Source organism: Parasphingorhabdus sp. (assembly GCF_048267785.1).
In the GTDB taxonomy this organism is placed as follows: Bacteria; Pseudomonadota; Alphaproteobacteria; order Sphingomonadales; family Sphingomonadaceae; genus Parasphingorhabdus.
Genome location: NZ_JBLWWU010000020.1, coordinates 12,672 through 30,448, shown reverse-complemented (window position 1 = coordinate 30,448; position 17,777 = coordinate 12,672). Strand labels below are relative to the sequence as shown.

Genomic DNA, 17,777 nt, shown 5'->3' with positions numbered 1-17,777 from the left:
TCATGGTTCCCCTTCTGTTCGCCCATCTTCGCTTCGAGATTGTCGCACCGGCGGCGCTTTTCTGGCCGAAGAAAAATGCCCTGCTGGTCGCCGATCTCCATCTGGAAAAGGCAAGTTTCTATGCAAGACAGGGCCAGATGCTACCCCCTTATGACAGTCATGCGACACTGGCGGAGCTGGCCGGTCTGGTGAGCGTAACCGGCGCAACAACGGTTTTCTGCCTTGGCGACAATTATCATGACGACGAAGGCGAGGCACGGCTCGAACCGAAGGCGGCCAGACAACTCATCGAAATGACGAAGGCGCTGGAATGGATATGGATCGCCGGCAATCATGATCGGGATGTCACCGGTCTTTGGGGTGGGTCTGTGGTCGACGAATGGGTTGGCGAGGGGCTGGCGCTGCGCCACGAAGCGACAGCGGATAGCAGGCTGCCCGAAATATCGGGGCATTATCACCCGAAGTTCCGCATCGCGGTGCGCGGTCGCCATGTCGCCCGGCGCTGTTTTGTCAAAGGCCGCCATCATCTGATCCTGCCCGCTTTCGGCGCGCTGACCGGCGGCATGGCGGCACAGGATCCGGCGATCGAAGCCTGCGTTGGCGGTCCGGCGGAAGCAATTATCGGGATCGGGGACAAGCCGGTGCGATTCCCGCTACCATTCCGCGAGTCAGCAATGGACATGATCGATGCAGGGCAGCTTGCATTGCCTCTGGCCACCACCGGACCCTGACTGCTAACAGCCCGCCAATGGATCGATTCAAACCCTATCGTGACCAGCTCGCTACGCTGGAACAAGCCGGACGCAAACGACGGCTGCTGATTCCGGGCGGCAAGGATTTTTCGTCAAATGATTATCTCGGGCTGTCCGATAATGGCTATCTGAAAGAGATCGCGCAGACCGCCATTGCCAACGGCATCGCCCACGGATCGGGAGGGTCACGCCTTCTCGGCGGGAATCATCCCGAACATGAAACACTCGAAGCCTTTGCCGCCAGCCATTATGGCGCGGAGGCCAGCCTGTTCTTCGGCTCCGGTTTTGCGGCGAACACGGCACTGTTCGCAACCCTGCCGCAAACCGGCGATCTGGTCCTTTATGACGCGCTGGTCCACGCCAGTGTTCATGACGGGATGAAGCTGGGGAGAGCCGTTTTCAACCCGTTCCTGCATAATGACTGCAATGCGGTCGAGCAGGCCATTCGGACCTGGCGCGCAGAAGGTGGCTCGGGCACCATCTGGATCGCCGTCGAGAGTCTGTACAGCATGGACGGCGACCGGGCACCGCTGGCCGATCTCGCGAAAATCGCCGATGCCCATGCTGCGATGCTGGTGATTGACGAGGCTCATGCCGTCGGCGTTTTCGGCGAGCGCGGTACCGGTCTGGCCGGGGCCATCGGCAGGCAGGACAATGTGATCGCCTTGCGAACCTGCGGCAAGGCGCTGGGCGGTGAAGGCGGCATATTGACCATGCCGAAAATCCTGCGCGAATTTTTCATCAATCGCGCCCGGCCGTTTATCTTTTCCACGGCGCCGAGCCCGCTGACCGCGCATCTGGCCCAGCAAGCGATCCTCTATGTCGCGGACAATCCGTCGCTTCAGGCCGGTCTGGCCGGCCATATCGCGCTGGCCCGGGACTGTTTCTCCGGCCTGTCGCTTGGCGACCATCAGGACAGCCAGATTTTCCCGATCATCCTCGGCGAGGACCGGGTGGCGGTAGAAGTGGCGGCAAGACTGCAGGGCCAGGGATTTGATGTCCGCGCCATTCGTCCGCCGACGGTTCCGGCAGGAACCGCGCGTCTGCGTATTTCTCTGACCCTGAACGTGACGCAGGACGATATTCGGGACCTCTCCGCCGCATTGCATGAAGCGCTGGCATTGGCGGACGCGGCATGAGCCGGCAATTTGTCATCACCGGTACCGATACCGATATCGGCAAAAGCGTTTTTGCCGCTGCGCTGACGGCGGCCCTTGGCGCCAGCTACTGGAAACCGGTGCAGGCAGGACTCGCGGACGGCACAGACAGCGAAACCATAGCGCGGCTGGGCGGAATCGATCCTGCCCGGATATTGCCCGAACGCTACCGGCTCAAGATTCCCGCCTCGCCGCATTTTTCGGCGGCGCAGGAAGGCATTGTCATTGGTCTGGACGATCTCGTCGTCCCGCAAGCTGACGGGCCCTTGGTCATCGAAGGGGCCGGCGGCGCGCTGGTGCCGGTCAATCCGGAACTGCTGTTCGCCGATCTCTTTGCCCATTGGGCGCTGCCGGTGATCATCGTCGCCTCGACCAGTCTCGGTACAATCAACCACAGTCTGTTGACCATCGAGGCTTTGCGCAGCCGCGGCGTGCCCATCCATGGTATCGCGTTTATCGGCGACGAAAATGTCGATAGCGAGCAGACCATCTGCCGGATCGGCGCTGTGCCGCATCTCGGGCGCTTGCCGATTCTGGACGAACTCACGCCGGCATCATTGCGGGACGCCTTTTCCGCGCATTTTGATATCGGGGATTTTACATCATGAGTATCAATATCTGGCACCCCTTCACCCAGCACGGTCTTGGCGAACCGATCCCGGAAATCGCACGGGCCGAAGGTGCGTGCCTTTACCAGGCAGACGGCACCAGGATCATCGACGCCATATCGAGCTGGTGGGTACAGACGCACGGCCATTGCCATCCCAGGATCGTCAGTGCGATGCAGGAGCAAAGCGCCAGACTGGACCAGATGATCTTTGCAGGCTGGACTCACGAACCGGCCCGGGAACTGGCAGCGGGATTGTCTGATTTTCTGCCCGAATCACTCGAACATATATTCTTTTCCGACAGCGGATCGACGGCGGTCGAGGTCGCGCTCAAGATGGCGCTCGGCTATTGGCATAATCGCGGTAAATCGCGCCAGAAAATCCTCGTCATGGAACATAGCTATCATGGCGATACGATCGGCGCGATGTCGGTTGGTGCGCGCGGCGTGTTCAACCAGGCCTATGCGCCGCTGCTGTTTGATGTCGGCACCATCGCTTTTCCCGAAGCCGGAGCGGAACAGCAAACGCTCGACCAGCTTGAGACCTTCTGCAAGGAGAGCGAAAGCCCGCCGGCGGCCTTGATCGTCGAGCCATTGATCCTCGGCGCGGGCGGCATGAAAATCTATGGTCCCGAAATATTGGCGCAGATGGCGGCGATCTGCCGCGAACATGATGTGCTGTTCATTGCCGATGAGGTGATGACCGGATGGGGCCGCACCGGCACCGTCTTTGCCTGCGAACAGGCGGGCGTCGAACCGGATATATTGTGCATGGCCAAAGGCCTGACCGGCGGCGTCATCCCGCTGGCCGTTACTGCGGCCAGTGATCCCATCTTTCAGGCGCATTATTCCAAAGATCGCGCGCAGATGTTCTTCCACTCGAGCAGTTTCACCGCCAATCCGATTGCCTGCGCAGCGGCCAATGCCAATATCGCCATCTGGCGCGACGAGCCGGTGCAGCAGCGGATCGACGGCATTATCGCCTCGCATCGCGCCTTTGCAGAGCGGCTTGCGCAAAAATCAAACGTCAGCGGCCTGCGCCAGTGCGGCACCATATTGGCTTTCGAAATCGACGATGGTGCCGGCGACTATATGTCCAGCCTGGGGCCGCAACTGCTCGCGTTTTTCCGCGATCACAAGATTTTACTTCGGCCGCTGGGCAATACAATCTACATCATGCCACCTTATTGTATCAGCTCTGTGGAACTGGATGCTGTTTACGCCGTTATTGAGGAAGCAATTGACCATTTCCGTGATTGCTGATCCACAGGCGGCAGAAAGTTTTTTTGCATAAGGCCGAAAAACCCGCCAAGGATGGATGATGGAACTAGTTGACTCTCTCATGGTCAAGATCGCGCTGATCGGCCTCCTCGGCATCGGCGCGCAATGGATTGCCTGGCGCACCGGTCGTCCTGCCATTGCTCTCATGCTGATCGTCGGCATTATTGCGGGCCCCGTGCTCGGTATCATTGATCCCGAACGCGATTTCGGCGCACTACAGGAACCCATCATCAAACTGGCGGTTGCCGTGATCCTGTTTGAAGGCGGGCTCAGCCTGAACTTCCGCGAACTGCGACAGGCAGGCGGCGCGGTAACGGCGATGGTATTCATAGCCGGGCCAATCGCTTGGGTGCTCGGCACCGGAGCGGCGCATTATGGTGCCGGCCTGTCCTGGGAAATCTCAGCCTTGCTCGGAGGCATCATGATCGTCACCGGGCCGACCGTGATTGGTCCGATGTTGCGCACGCTGCGCGTCCCGGCGCGGGTCCGAAATATTTTGAAATGGGAAGGCATCGTCAACGATCCCATCGGCGCACTGCTCGCGGTCGGCATCTATGCCTATATCACCTATGAAGGCCCCAATGCCAATATCGCCGTCATCAGCATGGATGTTCTGGCGGCAAGCTTCATTGCCGGATTGATCGGCGCGGGCCTTGGCTTTGCGCTCACATGGCTGTTCCCGAGAGGGAAGGTGCCGGAATATCTGAAGGCTCCCTTTCTGCTGGTTACGGTGATCGCCGGTTTTGTCATCGCCGATCTGATCAAGCATGAGACCGGCCTGATCACGGTAACGGTGATGGGCATCGTCATGGCCAACCGGCAAATCTATTCGAGCCAGGCACTCTACCGCTTCAAAGAAGATCTGGCGGTGCTGCTGATTTCCGGCGTCTTCATCATCCTTTCCGCGACATTGGACTGGGAAACGGTGCAACAGTTCCGACCGCAATTTATCATTTTCCTGATTTTGCTGCTATTCGTCGTGCGACCGCTTTCGGTATTGCTCGCTCTGCTGTTCAGTTCCGTCCCGTGGCGCGAGCGTCTGTTTATCGCCTGGATCGCCCCGCGTGGTATCGTGGCGGTGGCGATCACCGGCCTGTTTGCCATCCGGCTTGTCGATTATGGACTGCCGGGAGCCGAAGCACTCGTCCCGCTCAGTTTTGCGGTCGTGATCGCGACAATTTTTGCGCATGGCTTTTCCGCGTCCTGGGTCGCCGAACGACTAGGTATTTCAGAAGGCAAGGGCGAAGGCATATTGATAGCTGGCGCCAATAGGTGGTCGATTGCGCTCGGTAAAATGCTTAAATCTCTCGATATCGATGTGCTGGTGACCGATGACAGCAAATTTTCCTTGCGGCGGGCGCGCAATGAAGGCCTTCCCGTCCGCCACGGCGACGTACTCGACGAAGCCCATAATGATAATATCGACATGGGTGAGTTCCAGCATCTCATCGCAGCCACTGATAATGATAGCCAGAACCAGTTGATCACCGCCGATCTTGGCCCGGAAATGGGCTATGAACAAATCAGCCGTCTGGCCAATGATAGCCAGAGCAAAAGCCGGGTCGGCCATGGCCGGCTGTTGTTCGAATCCGGTACCGATTTCGCGACATTGCTCGACCGGGATCTCGCAGGCTGGCGATTCAGCAAGACCAATATTACCGAGAAATTCACCGCCGAGGATTATCGCAGAAATCTGGAAAAGGACGAAGAACCACTCGCAGTTCTAAAGCCCGACCGGCGGCTGTTGTTTTTTGCCACCGATGCCCGGCCCGTCATCGAAGATGGTGATGTCGTTATCAGCTATGTTGCGCCCGATACGCCGGAAGAACGAAAAGCCGAACGCGCCGCCAAGGAACACGAGAAAAATGGCGACAACTGACTAGATCGCCTGGTTCACGCGCGGACCAAATAGTGCGGTACCCACCCGTATATGAGTAGCGCCGAGCTTGATCGCTTTTTCAAAGTCACCTGACATACCCATGCTGAGTCCCTCTAGTCCATGGTCCCGCGCAAGCTTTGCCAACAGTGCGAAATAGGGCACCGCATTGGCATTTTCCGGCGGAACCGCCATCAGCCCCGCAATGTTTATACCCGCAGTCTTCGCTTGCGCGAGCATTTGACCTACGGCCTTTATGTCGCAACCACCCTTTTGGGATTCTTCGCCGATATTGACCTGAAGAAAGCATGGAATGTGGCGGTCTTGCCGGTCCATTTCTTTGGCAAGCGCCTTGATGAGCGAACTGCGGTCTACCGAATGGATATAATCAAAAAGAGCAACCGCTTCTGCCGCCTTGTTGGATTGCAGCTGACCGATCATGTGCAGTTCAACATCAGGATATTGCTTTTTCAGAACTGGCCATTTTTCCATAGCTTCCTGCACCCGATTTTCCCCGAACCTGCGGTGGCCTGCCATCAAAAGTGGCAGGATTTCATCGCTGTTGCGGGTTTTTGACACTGCGATCAGCGCGATATCGGACGCTTCGCGGCCCGCTATCTTGGCTGATTTTTCGATCTTGCCACGGATGTCCTGAAGTGCCGGATTTGCCAAAGTCGTTTCTCTCTCAGTCATTCTCTTTCATCAAGCTAGCCGCTATAGGCCTCCTCATGTTGCGAGACCAGCCCCGCCAGACATCGCCTGACTCGACGGGCCCGGCCCTGCCCCGGATATGGTTGTTTACCGATCGGCGCAATGATTCCCGCCTGGCTCGGGCAATCATGCGGCTGCCGCGCGGCAGCGGAATTGTCTTTCGTCATTATCATTTGGGGGATGCAGCGCGAAAGAGGCGGTTTGAAACGATCAAAATGCTCGCGCGTCGCCATGGGCATAGGGTATTTCTGGCGGGAACACCTGCGCTGGCCAGACATTGGCGGGCAGAGGGCGTATACGGCTGCTTCGGTCGCCGGTCCGAAATTGGCGCGCTGCTACACGGCGCCCCGGTCCACAATGCCCGGGAGATCCAGAAAGCCAACCGCGCCGGTGCCGACATTTTTTTTCTGTCGCCGATATTTGCGACCCGGTCCCACCCCGGTCAACCACCGATGAATCCTGTACAGGTGCGCCGACTGTCTGCGTTATGCAATGGCGCGGTCATCGGTCTGGGCGGAATGAATCAGCATCGCTATCGATTCCACAAAAACCGCCTGACCCATGGCTGGGCGGCGATAGACGCTTTCAGCTAATGCGAATGTCTAGAAGCGGAACTGGGTTCCGACATAAACCGCCTGACTATCCTGACGATTGTCCGTCAGCGGTGCCATCCGATCACGCTCGTTATTGATCCGGACACCGGCGGTAACATCCAGATTGCGGGTCAGCGAGTAGCTGCCGCCGACATCAAGCGTATAATCTTTCTGGCTCGCATCAAGTGCACGTGGTGCGGCGTTGATCGGTGCAGAAGCATCGATCGACATGCGCGTGTTGAAACGGCTCTTCTTGCCATTGTCATCATCGCCACCGAGTCTTTCTGCGCCGATTTCCGAAAGATCCGGCACATTTCCAGCCAGTTTCCTAACCGGAATGGCAAAGCTCTTCAGGCCTTTCGCGGCACCGAGACTATAGGAGACGGGAGCAATTTTTGCAGCGGTCGCAATCCCCGATCCGGATGCACCCGCGAGGATATTTTCGCGGAAGGCGATCGCATCAGCATTTGATTTTTGTCGCACCACCACAGTGACCGAACGATCACCATCGCGCGTTCCGTCGGTTGGCGTGAATTTGAAACTTGCGTTGCCACGCAACGTGCTCAGCTTATATTTGGCTGCCAGATCCGGGTCAGCGCCAGCTACGGTAAAGGAACCGACGGATCCCAGCGTTTTGAGGGACACCATCCCGTCATCGCCGGAAATCACTCTCGCCAGAGCAGGGGTCATGGCAAGGCCAGATATAGCGATTCCCGTCGCTAACCAACCGAAATGACTACCCTTTTTCTTCATGACGAATGCGAATCCCCTTTAAGCACATGCTGAATATACCAGAAACGACCCGTCTGCACGAGTCATCTCGCTGATTTAACCGATTTTTCATAGCTGACCTATTTCTGTTGCAGATCGGTTACGCTTTTCTCCAGACATTTTCTGCCTCATTAACACCATGAAGATGAACCGCCGATGATTTTGCAGCCATTCAACTGCGGTTCAGTCCCCGCTGCACAAGAGCAAAACATGCGCTAATGCTTGCCCCTTGCGGCAAAGCATTTATAGAGAGCGCTGAAATGATATCATCTCCGGAACAAATTCTGTAAAATGAATTTCGTACCGGCGCAAAATGCAACCAGGAGCGCTTCATGTCCCGCCTCAAATCATCTCTATTCTTGCGATCTGCAACCGCTAGCCTGCTGGCAATATCTCTGCTTTCCGCTTGCGGTGGCAAAGAACGACCCAAGGCCGATCTGGCAGCGTCACAGATTACCACCATTGGCGTGAACAGCTATTTGTGGCGCGCGTCGCTCGACGCATTGTCGTTCATGCCGCTAACCCAGACCGACAGCAACGGCGGGGTGATCCTGACCGACTGGTATGTGAATCCGCAAAATCCGGGCGAGCGGATGAAAATCAATGTCTCGATCCTCGACCAGGATCTGCGCGCCGACGCCCTTCGGGTTGCAGCATCGCGACAGGTCGCGCAGAACGGCACCTGGGTGGATGCGCCGGTCAAGGCAGCGACCACCCAGAAGCTCGAACAGATCATTCTCACCAAGGCCCGCGATCTGCGGCGCGGTTCGATCATCAACTAATATTTCCTGCCACTGCATAGGGCCATAATGACCGATCAGCGATTCAATCCACTGGCGGCTGACAAACGCTGGCAAGAGCGCTGGGCATCAGCGGGTACTTTTGAAGCGGACGACGCAAGCGAGAAACCGCGCAGCTATGTGCTCGAGATGTTTCCCTATCCCTCGGGCCGCATCCACATGGGCCACGTCCGCAACTATACGATGGGCGACGTGCTCGCCCGTTTCCGGCGGATGCAGGGCTTTGAAGTGCTCCATCCGATGGGCTGGGACGCCTTCGGCATGCCGGCGGAAAATGCGGCGATGGAAAAGAAAGTCCATCCCGGCGAATGGACCCGCGCCAATATCGCCTCGATGCGCAGCCAGCTGAAGACGCTGGGCTTTGCCTTTGACTGGAGCCGCGAGCTGGCGACCTGTGATCCCGAATATTACGGCCAGGAACAGGCCTTGTTCATCGACCTGTTCGAGGGCGGTCTGGTCTATCGCAAGGAATCGGCGGTCAACTGGGATCCGGTCGACATGACCGTGCTCGCCAACGAGCAGGTTATCGACGGCAAGGGCTGGCGTTCGGGCGCGCAGGTCGAAAAGCGCAAGCTCAGCCAGTGGTTTCTCAAAATCACCGATTTTGCCGAAGATCTGCTGGCGGGTCTCGATGATCTCAAGGGCTGGCCCGACAAAGTCCGCCTGATGCAGGAGAACTGGATCGGCAAGTCGCAGGGCCTGCAATTCCATTTTCAGCTCGCCGAAGCGCAAGACGATATCGCCAGCGTGGAGGTGTTCTCGACCCGGCCCGACACGATTTTCGGGGCCAGCTTTGTCGCGCTGTCGGCCGATCATCCGCTGACCCAGAAACTTGCCGGCCAAAATGCCGCGCTCGCGGCCTTTGCCGAGGAATGCAAGGCTGGTGGCACCACCGCCGCCGAACTCGAGACAATGGAGAAAAAGGGCTTTGATACCGGCCTGACCGTCACCCATCCGCTCGATCCGGACTGGCAGCTGCCGGTCTATGTCGCCAATTTCGTGCTGATGGATTATGGCACCGGTGCGGTGTTCGGCGTGCCGGCGCATGACCAGCGTGATCTCGACTTCGCCCGCAAATATGACCTGCCGGTCAAGCGCGTGGTCTCCGATGGCGATGAAACCGATGCCGAATATATCGGGGACGAGGCCTATACCGGTCCCGGCAAAATCGTGAACAGCGCGTTTCTCGACGGCATGACCGTGGAAGCGGCGCAGCAAGCGATTATCGATCGCGCGGGGTCCGAAGGCTGGGGTAAGGCCCAGACCACCTGGCGGCTGCGCGACTGGGGTGTTTCGCGCCAGCGCTACTGGGGCACGCCAATTCCGATCATCCATTGCAATGACTGCGGCCCGGTACCGGTACCCAAGGACCAGCTGCCGATCGTGCTGCCCGAAGATATTGATTTCGAAACGCCGGGCAATCCGCTGGAACGCCACGCGACGTGGAAACATGTCGACTGTCCGAAATGCGGCAAGGCGGCGCGGCGCGAGACCGATACGCTCGACACATTTGTCGACAGCAGCTGGTATTTCCTGCGCTTTGCCAGCCAGCCCGACGACCGGCCCTTTGACCCCGAAGTGGTCAAACAATGGCTGCCGGTCACGCAATATATCGGCGGCGTCGAACATGCGATTCTGCACCTCCTCTATGCCCGCTTCTGGACGCGCGCTTTGGCGAGCATCGGCAAGCTGGATTTCGCCGAGCCGTTCGAGAGCCTGTTCACCCAGGGCATGGTGACGCACGAAACCTACAAACATGGGGATGGCAGCTGGCTGTCGCCCGACGAGGTCGAGAAAAACGGCAGCGACTGGGCCGTGATCGCCGACGGGTCGCCGGTCACCACCGGCCGGGTCGAGAAAATGTCGAAGTCGAAGAAAAATGTCGTCGACCCCGATCCGATCATCGAACAATATGGCGCCGATGCGGTGCGCTTCTTCATGCTGTCCGACAGCCCGCCGGAACGCGACCTGCCCTGGTCGGAAGCGGGTATCGAAGGCAGCTGGCGTTTCGTCCAGCGGCTGTGGCGGTTGTTTATCGCTGTCGTCGACAGCAGCGATGCGGGTGAAGACAAGGCGCTCCGCCGCAAGCTCCACCAGACCGTGGCCGGTGTCGCTGGTGACGTCGAGGCGCTTTCCTTCAACAAGGCGGTCGCGAAGGTCTTCGAACTGGTCAATCTGATCGAGAAATCCCAGCCGTCTGCAGACCGGACCATAGCGATTAAATCGCTCGCCCGGATCGTCGCGCCGATGGTGCCGCATATTGCCGAGGAAGCCTGGGCCTTGTTCGGCGAAAGCGGCCTGATCGCCGACGCGCCATGGCCGGAAGTGGACGAAAGCCTGCTGGTCGATGACGAAGTGACGATTGCGATTCAGGTGCGCGGAAAATTGCGCGATACGATCACCACAGCCAAAGGCAGCAGCAAGGATCAGCTCGAAGAGCTTGCCCTCGCTTCCGGGAAGGTGCAGCGTAGCCTCGACGGAGCGGAAATAAAGAAGGTGATTGTCGTGCCCGACCGACTGGTCAATATCGTCATATGAGTTCCATGATCGCCCGGATCGGCCTGGTCGCGGCATTGTCGGCGATGCTGGCCGGCTGCAACCTGCGGCCTCTCTACGCCGGCGGCACGAACGGCGTCGTTGCGCAGGAACTGGGCAATGTCGAAATTGAACCGATTGCCGGCAAGGCCGGATGGCTCACCCGCAACGCGCTGAAGGATCAACTCGGAGCATTTGAAGGCCAGCAGGCAAAATATCGCCTGACGGTTGCACTGGAAGACAAGATTGCCGGATTTGGCGTGCGCAGCGACGACCGGATCACGCGCGAGCGCAGAACGTTGCGCGCCCGCTATCAGCTGGTCCGCCTCTCCGACTCCGTTGTCGTGCTCGATGCCACTGCCGGATCGGACGCGGGTATCGACGTGGTCTCTTCGGAATATGCCACGCTTGCTGCGGAAGACACCGCTCTGGAAAATCTGGCGACCCGCGTGGCCAACCAGATTGTCACCCGGCTCTCTCTGTTCGCCCGGGAAGAGGCCAATGCGTCGCCGCAGCCATGAAGGCAAAGCCGGAAGACATTGTCAGGCGCTTTCATGCCAGTACCGATCAATTTCGCCTGATTCTTCTATGCGGCCCCAATGTCACCCGCTGCCAGGCGCTGGTCGAAGAACTGGTACAACCGCTCGCCCAGTCCGCCGAGCGGGTGGACATGACAATCTCCGATCTCAGCGACAGCCCCGCCCGACTGAACGACGAAGCCAATTCCGCTTCACTGTTCGGGGACAAGCGTTATATCATATTGCGGCTGAACAGCGGTGAAGCAGTACGGGCAACCAACGCAATCGAAACTTTACTGGCAGGTCCGTCCGGCGGCGACCCCGTCTTTGTCATTGCCCCCGGTATGGGTGACAAGACAGCATTGGCGAAATCGATAAGCGCCGCGCCAGACGCATTGATTGCGACCTGCTATGAAACCACGCCGGAACAGGCCGCGGCAGCCATTCAGACGATGGCAAAGACGGAAGGTCTCCGGCTCAGCCGGGAAATGGCGCAGGAAATCGCGGCCCTGACCAGCAATGATCTGGTCCTCGCCCGATTGGAAGTCGAGAAAATAGCACTTTATCTCGATGCAAGTCCCGACGACCCGAAGACGCCAGAATCCGATATTCTCCTCTTGCTCGGTGCCGAGAATGACGAAGAGGATATCAGCCTGCTGATCCACGCCGCGCTCAATGGCGATGCAGTCCGACTGGCTCAGGAAATAGCCGCATCGCGAGCGCAGGGTATCAGCGAAATCGGTCTGATACGAATTATGCTCCGCCATCTGACCAAGCTCGCGGAATTGCGTAGCAAGGTCGACAAAGGAGGCAATATCGATTCAGTCGCCGGGCATCCCAGCGTATTTTTCAAGGATCGGAAACATTTCAAACGACAACTGCATATATGGTCATCGCAACATATCGGCAGGTTGATCGATCGCATCCTGCGGCTGGAAATCGCCCTGAAAAGCAGCAATCAACCGGACCAGGTCCTGCTGGAGGATGAATTGCTGCTGATTGCCCGGAAAGCCGCGCGGAGCAGGTAGATCATTCGTAGTCGGCGGTAATCGCGATCCGCCCGCGAAACTGCCCGCTCGCATCTCCTCGCACCCTTAATTTACCGCCAAAGGCAAAGACCAGTCGTCCGGTCTGGTCCAGTCTGGCCATTGCCGGTAAATTAGTCTCAAGCTTTTCCAGCTCCGCCGTCGAACCATTGGCTGCGCTCAGTTGAATCCGTGCGGGCAGCGTTACCCTGACATTGCGGCCCGGTTCGCCCGTCAACCGGCCTTCGCCATGCAACGCCATGCCACCCAGACTGGTTATGCTTCCGCTGATTTGCCTGGCACCGGACACCGGATCTATGCTGACCTCACCGCCATTCCTTCCCAACAAGGCCATGCGAGAGAAATCCAGATTGGCGGTAATTTCGATCTGGAGCGGAATTTCGTTGTTTCTGACGACAGTGTCGGAAAGGCTATGTGTCACGGGACTAGCCGCACACAAACGGCATTGCGCCTGCGCTGGGGTTGGTGCGAATGGCAGACATGCGGTCATCATCGCCCCGAACAGCACCGATTTTTTGACCATCTTCATAGCCCATATTTTGGCCAAATATGCTGAATATTTGGTTAAGACCTGCGGTGATTCATGGCGATGCAAAACGCCAGATCCCTTGACCGACGGCCGCCAAGGCTCCATTTGACAAAAATGGAAAAAACAATCTTGAGCGATGAAGAATGGCGGCAGAAACTGTCGCCCGAACAATATCATGTGCTGCGCCAAGCGGGCACCGAACCACCCTTCACCGGAGCGCTCAACACGGAATATCGCGACGGTGCATTTTTCTGTGCCGGCTGCGGCAACAAATTGTTTGATTCACAAAGCAAGTTTGACAGCGGTTGCGGCTGGCCGAGCTTCTCCATACCTGCCGATTCCGAAGCCGTGACCGAGATTGAGGACAATAGCCTCGGCATGCGCCGTATCGAAGTGCGCTGCTCCACGTGCGACGGCCATCTCGGACATGTTTTCCCTGATGGTCCTACGGAAACCGGGCTGCGTTATTGCATGAACAGTGCCGCGATGGCGTTCGAACCCAAATCGGACTGAATTTTTTCTGTGCTTCCATGTTCAGCCTGCAGTAAGGCACTAATACGCTAGGAAACCTGAAATTCAGCGTTTGAGCGTATAGTGGGTGGAAAAATATGGCGCGTGCCAAAAATGACAGCAAGAAAAAAGGTCCCATACGCACATGGCTGTGGCGTCTGACCAAGACCGGTCTTGTCGTTGGTTTTATGGCCGCCATTGCACTGGTGGTTGCGGTACTGGTTGCCCGCTCCTCGCTTCCTGGTTTCGAAGATCTGAAATCTTCCCCCAATGGCCAGATGATCCGGGTGCTCGATGTTAACGGCAAGGAGCTGTTTTCCATGGGGCCGAGCTATGGCGAATGGCTGCGATATGACGATATTCCGGAAGTCATGAAGGCCGCGATGACCTCGGTTGAGGACCGGCGCTACGAGAGTCATTTCGGCGTTGACCCGATCGGGATAGCCCGTTCGCTGAAGGTACGGATGCAGCGCGGCTATTGGGCGCAGGGCGGATCAACCATTACCCAGCAGCTGGCGCGCAACATATTTCTGAACAACAACCGGACCTTTGGCCGGAAAGGACGGGAAATATTGCTCGCCCTGGCAATGGAACGGAAATTTTCCAAAGAACAGATTCTCGAACTTTATCTCAACAAGGTCTATTATGGCGGCGGTGCCTATGGAATTGATGCCGCTTCCCGCCGGTTTTTCGCCCATGGTGCCAGAAATCTTGATCTGGCTGAGGCCGCGATCATCGCCGGTCTTGTCAAAGCCCCTTCCCGCTATTCCCCCACCGCCGATGCCAAAGCCGCTATCGGCCGGGCAACCGTGGTTCTGGAAGTGATGCAGGATGCCGGAACGATCACCGCAAGCGAGGCGGCGAATGCCAAGCCTGCCTCGGTCAAGCTTGCACCGGAACCACGGCAGAATAGTGTTCGGTATTTTACCGACTGGGCGCTGCCGCAACTGGATTTGCTGATCGACGAAACGGTCGAACCGATCGAGGTCTGGACAACCCTTGACCTCGATATGCAGCGGGCGGCCGGAAGCGCCATTCAGTCACGGGTACCCGGTGGAGCCCAGGGCGCGCTGGTGGCGATCGACCGGGACGGTGCCGTCCGTGCGATGGTTGGCGGAACCGACTATGTGACGTCCAACTATAATCGCGCGACCCAGGCCGTCCGCCAACCCGGCTCTGCCTGGAAAGTGTTCGTCTATATGGCTGCACTGGAAGCGGGCTACACGCCCAATGACACAGTCACCGACGAGCCGATCACGATCGGCAACTGGACGCCCCGCAACAGCGGCAATCGCTATGCCGGAGATATTGATGTCCGCACCGCTTTCGCCTTTTCCAAAAACACCGTCGCAGCAGCGATAGGCAATGATATCGGGACAAGCACGATCGCAAATATGGCACGGCGATTTGGCATCTCCACGCCCATCGATACCAACCCCTCAATGGTGCTTGGCACCTCGGACGTGCGGCTGATCGACATGACGCGCGCCTTTGCATCGATCAGCGCAAAAGGCACCGCGATTACACCATTTGGGATTACCAAAGTGCAGACGATGAAGGGTGATATCCTCTATCAAAACAAATTTGACGGCAGCCGGGTGCTGGTAGACCCGTGGGTGGCAGCCGGTATTACCGATCTGATGCAGACCGCAGTAAACACCGGTACCGGTCGAGCGGCCCAGATCGGCAGACCGGTCGCAGGCAAGACCGGAACCACCAGCAGCAACAAGGATGGCTGGTTTCTGGGCTTCTCAAGCGGTCTCACCACCGGCGTCTGGATGGGTCGCGACGACGCAAAGCCGGTGAGTGGTCTCCAGGGCGGTCGGGCACCAGCCTCCGCTTTCGCACAATTTATGAAAATTGCCGTAGCCAACCGCAAGGTCGAGAAATTCGATACCGAACTGATCTTGCCCGAATGGCAATTGGAACCGGATGAGGATGCCCTGTTTGGAGCACCGGAAGATGGTATCTATGTCGACGAAAATGGCATGCCGATAGAGACCGGCGGCGGCATCGAATATGATTTGGAAAACGGAGAAGCCGCCGATAACCCTCGGCTTGATCAGGACTGGATCGATTCCGTGCTTGGACGCGAGGGAGATCCGGCCCCCCGCAAACCGGAACCGGCACCAGTCAAGAAACCAAAGCCGCTTCCTCCGCAAAGACAGCCCGAATCCCTGCTTCCTGATGCGATGCGCTCCGAAACGCAATAACGAAGACGTTCAATCGGTCGTCGGCGATTGTCGCTCCACGCCGACCATATGCAGGCCACGGCCATGATCCTTGAGCCAGCGATCAGCGATCCGCCGATCCGATTCGTAAATCCGGTCGAGCAGCGCGTAAAAGCGCGGGCTGTGGTCCATATGAACGAGATGCGCCACCTCATGGGCGACCACCGAGCGACGAACATGAGCCGGGGCCATGACCAGCCGCCAACTCAATCTGATCGACCGGTGACCGGAACAACTGCCCCAGCGCCGCCGCGCATCCCCGACCGCGAGTTTGGGTAGATCAACAGCGGCCTTGGTGCAGTAAAATTGCAGATCCTCTGTAAAAATGCTTCGCGCTTGTGCCTTGAGCCAGCGCAACATCCTGGATTCGAGATGTTCAGAGGGTCCGCCCAGTCGAATTTCGCCATCCACAATTAACGGCTTGCGCGCATATTCCGGGGACCAGCATATGATATGGGGTTCGCCCAAAAATGCTATCTGGCTGCCATTCTCTATCGGTACCGGGGGCAAAGCTTCCGCAAAACGCGCATTCAGCCAGTCGGCTTTGGACTGGGCAAAGCGGAGCGCCTGATTTTTCGATGCGGAGACCGGGACGGTGAGGCGGACAATTCCCTTCACCGTATCTGCCGAAACTATGATGGACCGGGCCTGTTTCGATCGCCGCAGCTCGATCGGATAGCTTATGCCGTCGAGACGAATGGCACGCGCTTCGGTACGTGTGCTGCTAAAGCGGAGCATCGAGAATGTGGAGTTCAAGCGGCCCCGCCTTCGTTTCGGGAATAACCTTTCCCCGGATCGATTGGCCGGCCGCGTGGATGGACTCGCGGTCACCGGAGATGAGATAGTGCCACGCCGGCAATGGCAGACCGCGGGCGCGCAATTTATAGGCGCAGCTATCAGGCAGCCAGTCGAATTGCTCCAGCTTGGAACGCGTCAACCGTACACAATCGGGGACATGAAACTTGCGGTGGCGATAGTCACTGCATTGGGCCTGCTGGACATCAAGCAATTTGCAGGCAATATTGGTCATATAGATCTGCCCGTCGTCCTCATCTTCGGCCTTTAGCAAACAGCATTTTCCGCAGCCGTCGCACAAGGCTTCCCATTGGGCACGATCGAGTGTTTCAAGCGGCTGCTCCCAAAAGGGCGGAACGGATTCTATTTCACCCATCGGGTAATTTCATCGGCGATATCCTCCGGCGTACCGTCAAAAGGCAGCAGCGCCAGCGGTTCACCTTCCGGTCCGAACAAATAGGCCTGACGGCTATGGTCGACGAGATATTCGCTCGATCCTTCATCTTTGCGGATATCATAAATGATCAGATATTTTTTTGCGACCGCTGCAATTTCCTCCGGTGCACCGGTGAGACCGATAAGCCGCGGATGAAAAGCCGAAACATATTGTTTCAAAACCGCCGGGGTATCGCGCTCGGGATCGACGGTTATGAAAATCGGCTGGACTTTTTCGGCGAGTGCAGGATCGCCTTTCTCCGCCAGCTTCAAGCCCAGCATGAGATTGGAGAGGTCGATCGGGCACACATCGGGGCAATAGCTGTAACCGAAATAGATGATCCGGTATTTGCCTTTGAACTCGTCCTCCGACATTTTGACGCCGTCCTGGTTGGTCAGCGTGAATGTCCCGCCGATCTGAGCCCCGGCGAGAGGCGGTTCCGCATCCGCCGCCCCATTTCCGTCGGACGGAGCGCTACACGCTACCAAGAAGGCCAGAAATCCTGCCGAGAGGATCATTTTTGCTTTGTTTGCGATATTGTTCATTACGCGGCCAGCAATGGTCTGCTACTTGATCAATTTCAACAGATAATTGATAGGCAGCAATTATAACGGATCGGTATAATGTCA

The 17,777-nt window shown here is 57.7% G+C and carries 18 protein-coding genes; 12 read left to right on the top strand and 6 right to left on the bottom strand.

The window, feature by feature from the left end; all coding sequences use genetic code 11:
• Positions 1-2: 2 nt before the first annotated feature.
• Genes pdeM through ACN0VD_RS14545 form a run of 5 tightly spaced genes read left to right on the top strand, consistent with a single transcriptional unit; the run spans position 3 to position 5,676 of the window.
• Positions 3-731, top strand: coding sequence for a ligase-associated DNA damage response endonuclease PdeM (gene pdeM / locus ACN0VD_RS14565; RefSeq protein ID WP_417595597.1), 729 nt, complete (start codon positions 3-5; stop codon positions 729-731).
• 17 nt (positions 732-748) lie between these two features.
• Positions 749-1,891 (top strand): 8-amino-7-oxononanoate synthase, encoded by a 1,143-nt coding sequence (locus ACN0VD_RS14560; RefSeq protein ID WP_417595520.1) that lies wholly within the window; start codon positions 749-751, stop codon positions 1,889-1,891.
• Positions 1,888-2,517 (top strand): dethiobiotin synthase, encoded by a 630-nt coding sequence (gene bioD, locus ACN0VD_RS14555; RefSeq protein ID WP_417595518.1) that lies wholly within the window; start codon positions 1,888-1,890, stop codon positions 2,515-2,517. Before ACN0VD_RS14560 ends, bioD begins: the two co-directional genes overlap by 4 nt.
• On the top strand, positions 2,514-3,779 hold the full coding sequence (locus ACN0VD_RS14550) for an adenosylmethionine--8-amino-7-oxononanoate transaminase (protein ID WP_417595516.1): 1,266 nt from the start codon (positions 2,514-2,516) through the stop codon (positions 3,777-3,779). Before bioD ends, ACN0VD_RS14550 begins: the two co-directional genes overlap by 4 nt.
• Before the next feature lie 58 nt (positions 3,780-3,837).
• Positions 3,838-5,676 (top strand): cation:proton antiporter, encoded by a 1,839-nt coding sequence (locus ACN0VD_RS14545; protein ID WP_417595514.1) that lies wholly within the window; start codon positions 3,838-3,840, stop codon positions 5,674-5,676.
• On the opposite strand, the gene ACN0VD_RS14540 is transcribed toward ACN0VD_RS14545, so the two are convergent.
• Positions 5,677-6,366 (bottom strand): YggS family pyridoxal phosphate-dependent enzyme, encoded by a 690-nt coding sequence (locus ACN0VD_RS14540; RefSeq protein ID WP_417595512.1) that lies wholly within the window; start codon positions 6,364-6,366, stop codon positions 5,677-5,679.
• 146 nt (positions 6,367-6,512) lie between these two features.
• Between ACN0VD_RS14540 and ACN0VD_RS14535 the strand changes: the two genes are divergently transcribed.
• Positions 6,513-6,977, top strand: a complete 465-nt coding sequence (locus tag ACN0VD_RS14535) for a thiamine phosphate synthase (RefSeq protein ID WP_417595510.1) — start codon at positions 6,513-6,515, stop codon at positions 6,975-6,977.
• Between the two features lie 9 nt (positions 6,978-6,986).
• Here the strand turns inward: ACN0VD_RS14535 and ACN0VD_RS14530 are convergent, their stop codons facing one another.
• Positions 6,987-7,730, bottom strand: coding sequence for a hypothetical protein (locus ACN0VD_RS14530; protein WP_417595508.1), 744 nt, complete (start codon positions 7,728-7,730; stop codon positions 6,987-6,989).
• Positions 7,731-8,080: 350 nt separating this feature from the next.
• Here ACN0VD_RS14530 and ACN0VD_RS14525 point away from each other — a divergent pair, with 350 nt between their 5' ends.
• From ACN0VD_RS14525 to holA, 4 genes are read left to right on the top strand one after another with little or no spacing between them, the layout of a single operon-like run.
• Positions 8,081-8,530, top strand: a complete 450-nt coding sequence (locus tag ACN0VD_RS14525; protein ID WP_417595506.1) for a DUF3576 domain-containing protein — start codon at positions 8,081-8,083, stop codon at positions 8,528-8,530.
• Positions 8,531-8,557: 27 nt separating this feature from the next.
• Positions 8,558-11,086 carry a leucine--tRNA ligase gene (gene leuS / locus ACN0VD_RS14520; RefSeq protein WP_417595504.1) on the top strand — a complete coding sequence of 843 codons (2,529 nt, stop codon included), beginning with the start codon at positions 8,558-8,560 and terminating at the stop codon, positions 11,084-11,086.
• Entirely contained in the window at positions 11,083-11,604 is a 522-nt protein-coding gene (gene lptE, locus ACN0VD_RS14515; protein WP_417595502.1) for an LPS assembly lipoprotein LptE, read from the top strand. Before leuS ends, lptE begins: the two co-directional genes overlap by 4 nt.
• Entirely contained in the window at positions 11,601-12,629 is a 1,029-nt protein-coding gene (gene holA / locus ACN0VD_RS14510; protein ID WP_417595500.1) for a DNA polymerase III subunit delta, read from the top strand. Before lptE ends, holA begins: the two co-directional genes overlap by 4 nt.
• 1 nt (position 12,630) lies before the next feature.
• On the opposite strand, the gene ACN0VD_RS14505 is transcribed toward holA, so the two are convergent.
• On the bottom strand, positions 12,631-13,170 hold the full coding sequence (locus tag ACN0VD_RS14505) for a DUF4402 domain-containing protein (protein WP_417595498.1): 540 nt from the start codon (positions 13,168-13,170) through the stop codon (positions 12,631-12,633).
• A gap of 120 nt (positions 13,171-13,290) precedes the next feature.
• On the opposite strand from ACN0VD_RS14505, the gene msrB reads away from it, so the two are divergent.
• Together msrB and ACN0VD_RS14495 are read left to right on the top strand one after the other, a co-directional pair.
• The gene (gene msrB, locus ACN0VD_RS14500) at positions 13,291-13,689 is read left to right on the top strand and encodes a peptide-methionine (R)-S-oxide reductase MsrB (protein ID WP_417595496.1); all 399 of its coding nucleotides are present in this window, start codon (positions 13,291-13,293) and stop codon (positions 13,687-13,689) included.
• A 95-nt stretch (positions 13,690-13,784) separates the two neighbouring features.
• Complete coding sequence (locus tag ACN0VD_RS14495) at positions 13,785-15,899, top strand: transglycosylase domain-containing protein (protein WP_417595494.1); 2,115 nt, start codon at positions 13,785-13,787, stop codon at positions 15,897-15,899.
• A gap of 9 nt (positions 15,900-15,908) precedes the next feature.
• Here ACN0VD_RS14495 and ACN0VD_RS14490 read toward each other — a convergent pair whose 3' ends face one another.
• From ACN0VD_RS14490 to ACN0VD_RS14480, 3 genes are read right to left on the bottom strand one after another with little or no spacing between them, the layout of a single operon-like run.
• Positions 15,909-16,673, bottom strand: a complete 765-nt coding sequence (locus tag ACN0VD_RS14490) for a M48 family metallopeptidase (protein WP_417595492.1) — start codon at positions 16,671-16,673, stop codon at positions 15,909-15,911.
• Positions 16,642-17,088, bottom strand: coding sequence for a YcgN family cysteine cluster protein (locus tag ACN0VD_RS14485; protein ID WP_417595490.1), 447 nt, complete (start codon positions 17,086-17,088; stop codon positions 16,642-16,644). Before ACN0VD_RS14485 ends, ACN0VD_RS14490 begins: the two co-directional genes overlap by 32 nt.
• The gene (locus ACN0VD_RS14480; RefSeq protein WP_417595488.1) at positions 17,076-17,693 is read right to left on the bottom strand and encodes an SCO family protein; all 618 of its coding nucleotides are present in this window, start codon (positions 17,691-17,693) and stop codon (positions 17,076-17,078) included. The genes ACN0VD_RS14485 and ACN0VD_RS14480 overlap by 13 nt, the downstream gene beginning before the upstream one ends.
• Positions 17,694-17,777 lie beyond the last annotated feature (84 nt).

What these genes read in the sequence shown, in the direction of transcription:
- ACN0VD_RS14485 (WP_417595490.1), bottom strand. Translation starts at nt 17,088, where the DNA reads ATGGGTGAAATAGAATCCGTTCCGCCCTTTTGGGAGCAGCCGCTTGAA.
- ACN0VD_RS14480 (WP_417595488.1), bottom strand. Translation starts at nt 17,693, where the DNA reads ATGAACAATATCGCAAACAAAGCAAAAATGATCCTCTCGGCAGGATTT.
- ACN0VD_RS14525 (WP_417595506.1), top strand. Translation starts at nt 8,081, where the DNA reads ATGTCCCGCCTCAAATCATCTCTATTCTTGCGATCTGCAACCGCTAGC.
- ACN0VD_RS14550 (WP_417595516.1), top strand. Translation starts at nt 2,514, where the DNA reads ATGAGTATCAATATCTGGCACCCCTTCACCCAGCACGGTCTTGGCGAA.
- bioD (WP_417595518.1), top strand. Translation starts at nt 1,888, where the DNA reads ATGAGCCGGCAATTTGTCATCACCGGTACCGATACCGATATCGGCAAA.
- msrB (WP_417595496.1), top strand. Translation starts at nt 13,291, where the DNA reads ATGGAAAAAACAATCTTGAGCGATGAAGAATGGCGGCAGAAACTGTCG.
- ACN0VD_RS14560 (WP_417595520.1), top strand. Translation starts at nt 749, where the DNA reads ATGGATCGATTCAAACCCTATCGTGACCAGCTCGCTACGCTGGAACAA.
- ACN0VD_RS14545 (WP_417595514.1), top strand. Translation starts at nt 3,838, where the DNA reads ATGGAACTAGTTGACTCTCTCATGGTCAAGATCGCGCTGATCGGCCTC.
- holA (WP_417595500.1), top strand. Translation starts at nt 11,601, where the DNA reads ATGAAGGCAAAGCCGGAAGACATTGTCAGGCGCTTTCATGCCAGTACC.
- lptE (WP_417595502.1), top strand. Translation starts at nt 11,083, where the DNA reads ATGAGTTCCATGATCGCCCGGATCGGCCTGGTCGCGGCATTGTCGGCG.
- ACN0VD_RS14535 (WP_417595510.1), top strand. Translation starts at nt 6,513, where the DNA reads ATGCGGCTGCCGCGCGGCAGCGGAATTGTCTTTCGTCATTATCATTTG.
- ACN0VD_RS14540 (WP_417595512.1), bottom strand. Translation starts at nt 6,366, where the DNA reads ATGACTGAGAGAGAAACGACTTTGGCAAATCCGGCACTTCAGGACATC.
- ACN0VD_RS14530 (WP_417595508.1), bottom strand. Translation starts at nt 7,730, where the DNA reads ATGAAGAAAAAGGGTAGTCATTTCGGTTGGTTAGCGACGGGAATCGCT.
- ACN0VD_RS14505 (WP_417595498.1), bottom strand. Translation starts at nt 13,170, where the DNA reads ATGGTCAAAAAATCGGTGCTGTTCGGGGCGATGATGACCGCATGTCTG.
- pdeM (WP_417595597.1), top strand. Translation starts at nt 3, where the DNA reads ATGGTTCCCCTTCTGTTCGCCCATCTTCGCTTCGAGATTGTCGCACCG.
- ACN0VD_RS14495 (WP_417595494.1), top strand. Translation starts at nt 13,785, where the DNA reads ATGGCGCGTGCCAAAAATGACAGCAAGAAAAAAGGTCCCATACGCACA.
- leuS (WP_417595504.1), top strand. Translation starts at nt 8,558, where the DNA reads ATGACCGATCAGCGATTCAATCCACTGGCGGCTGACAAACGCTGGCAA.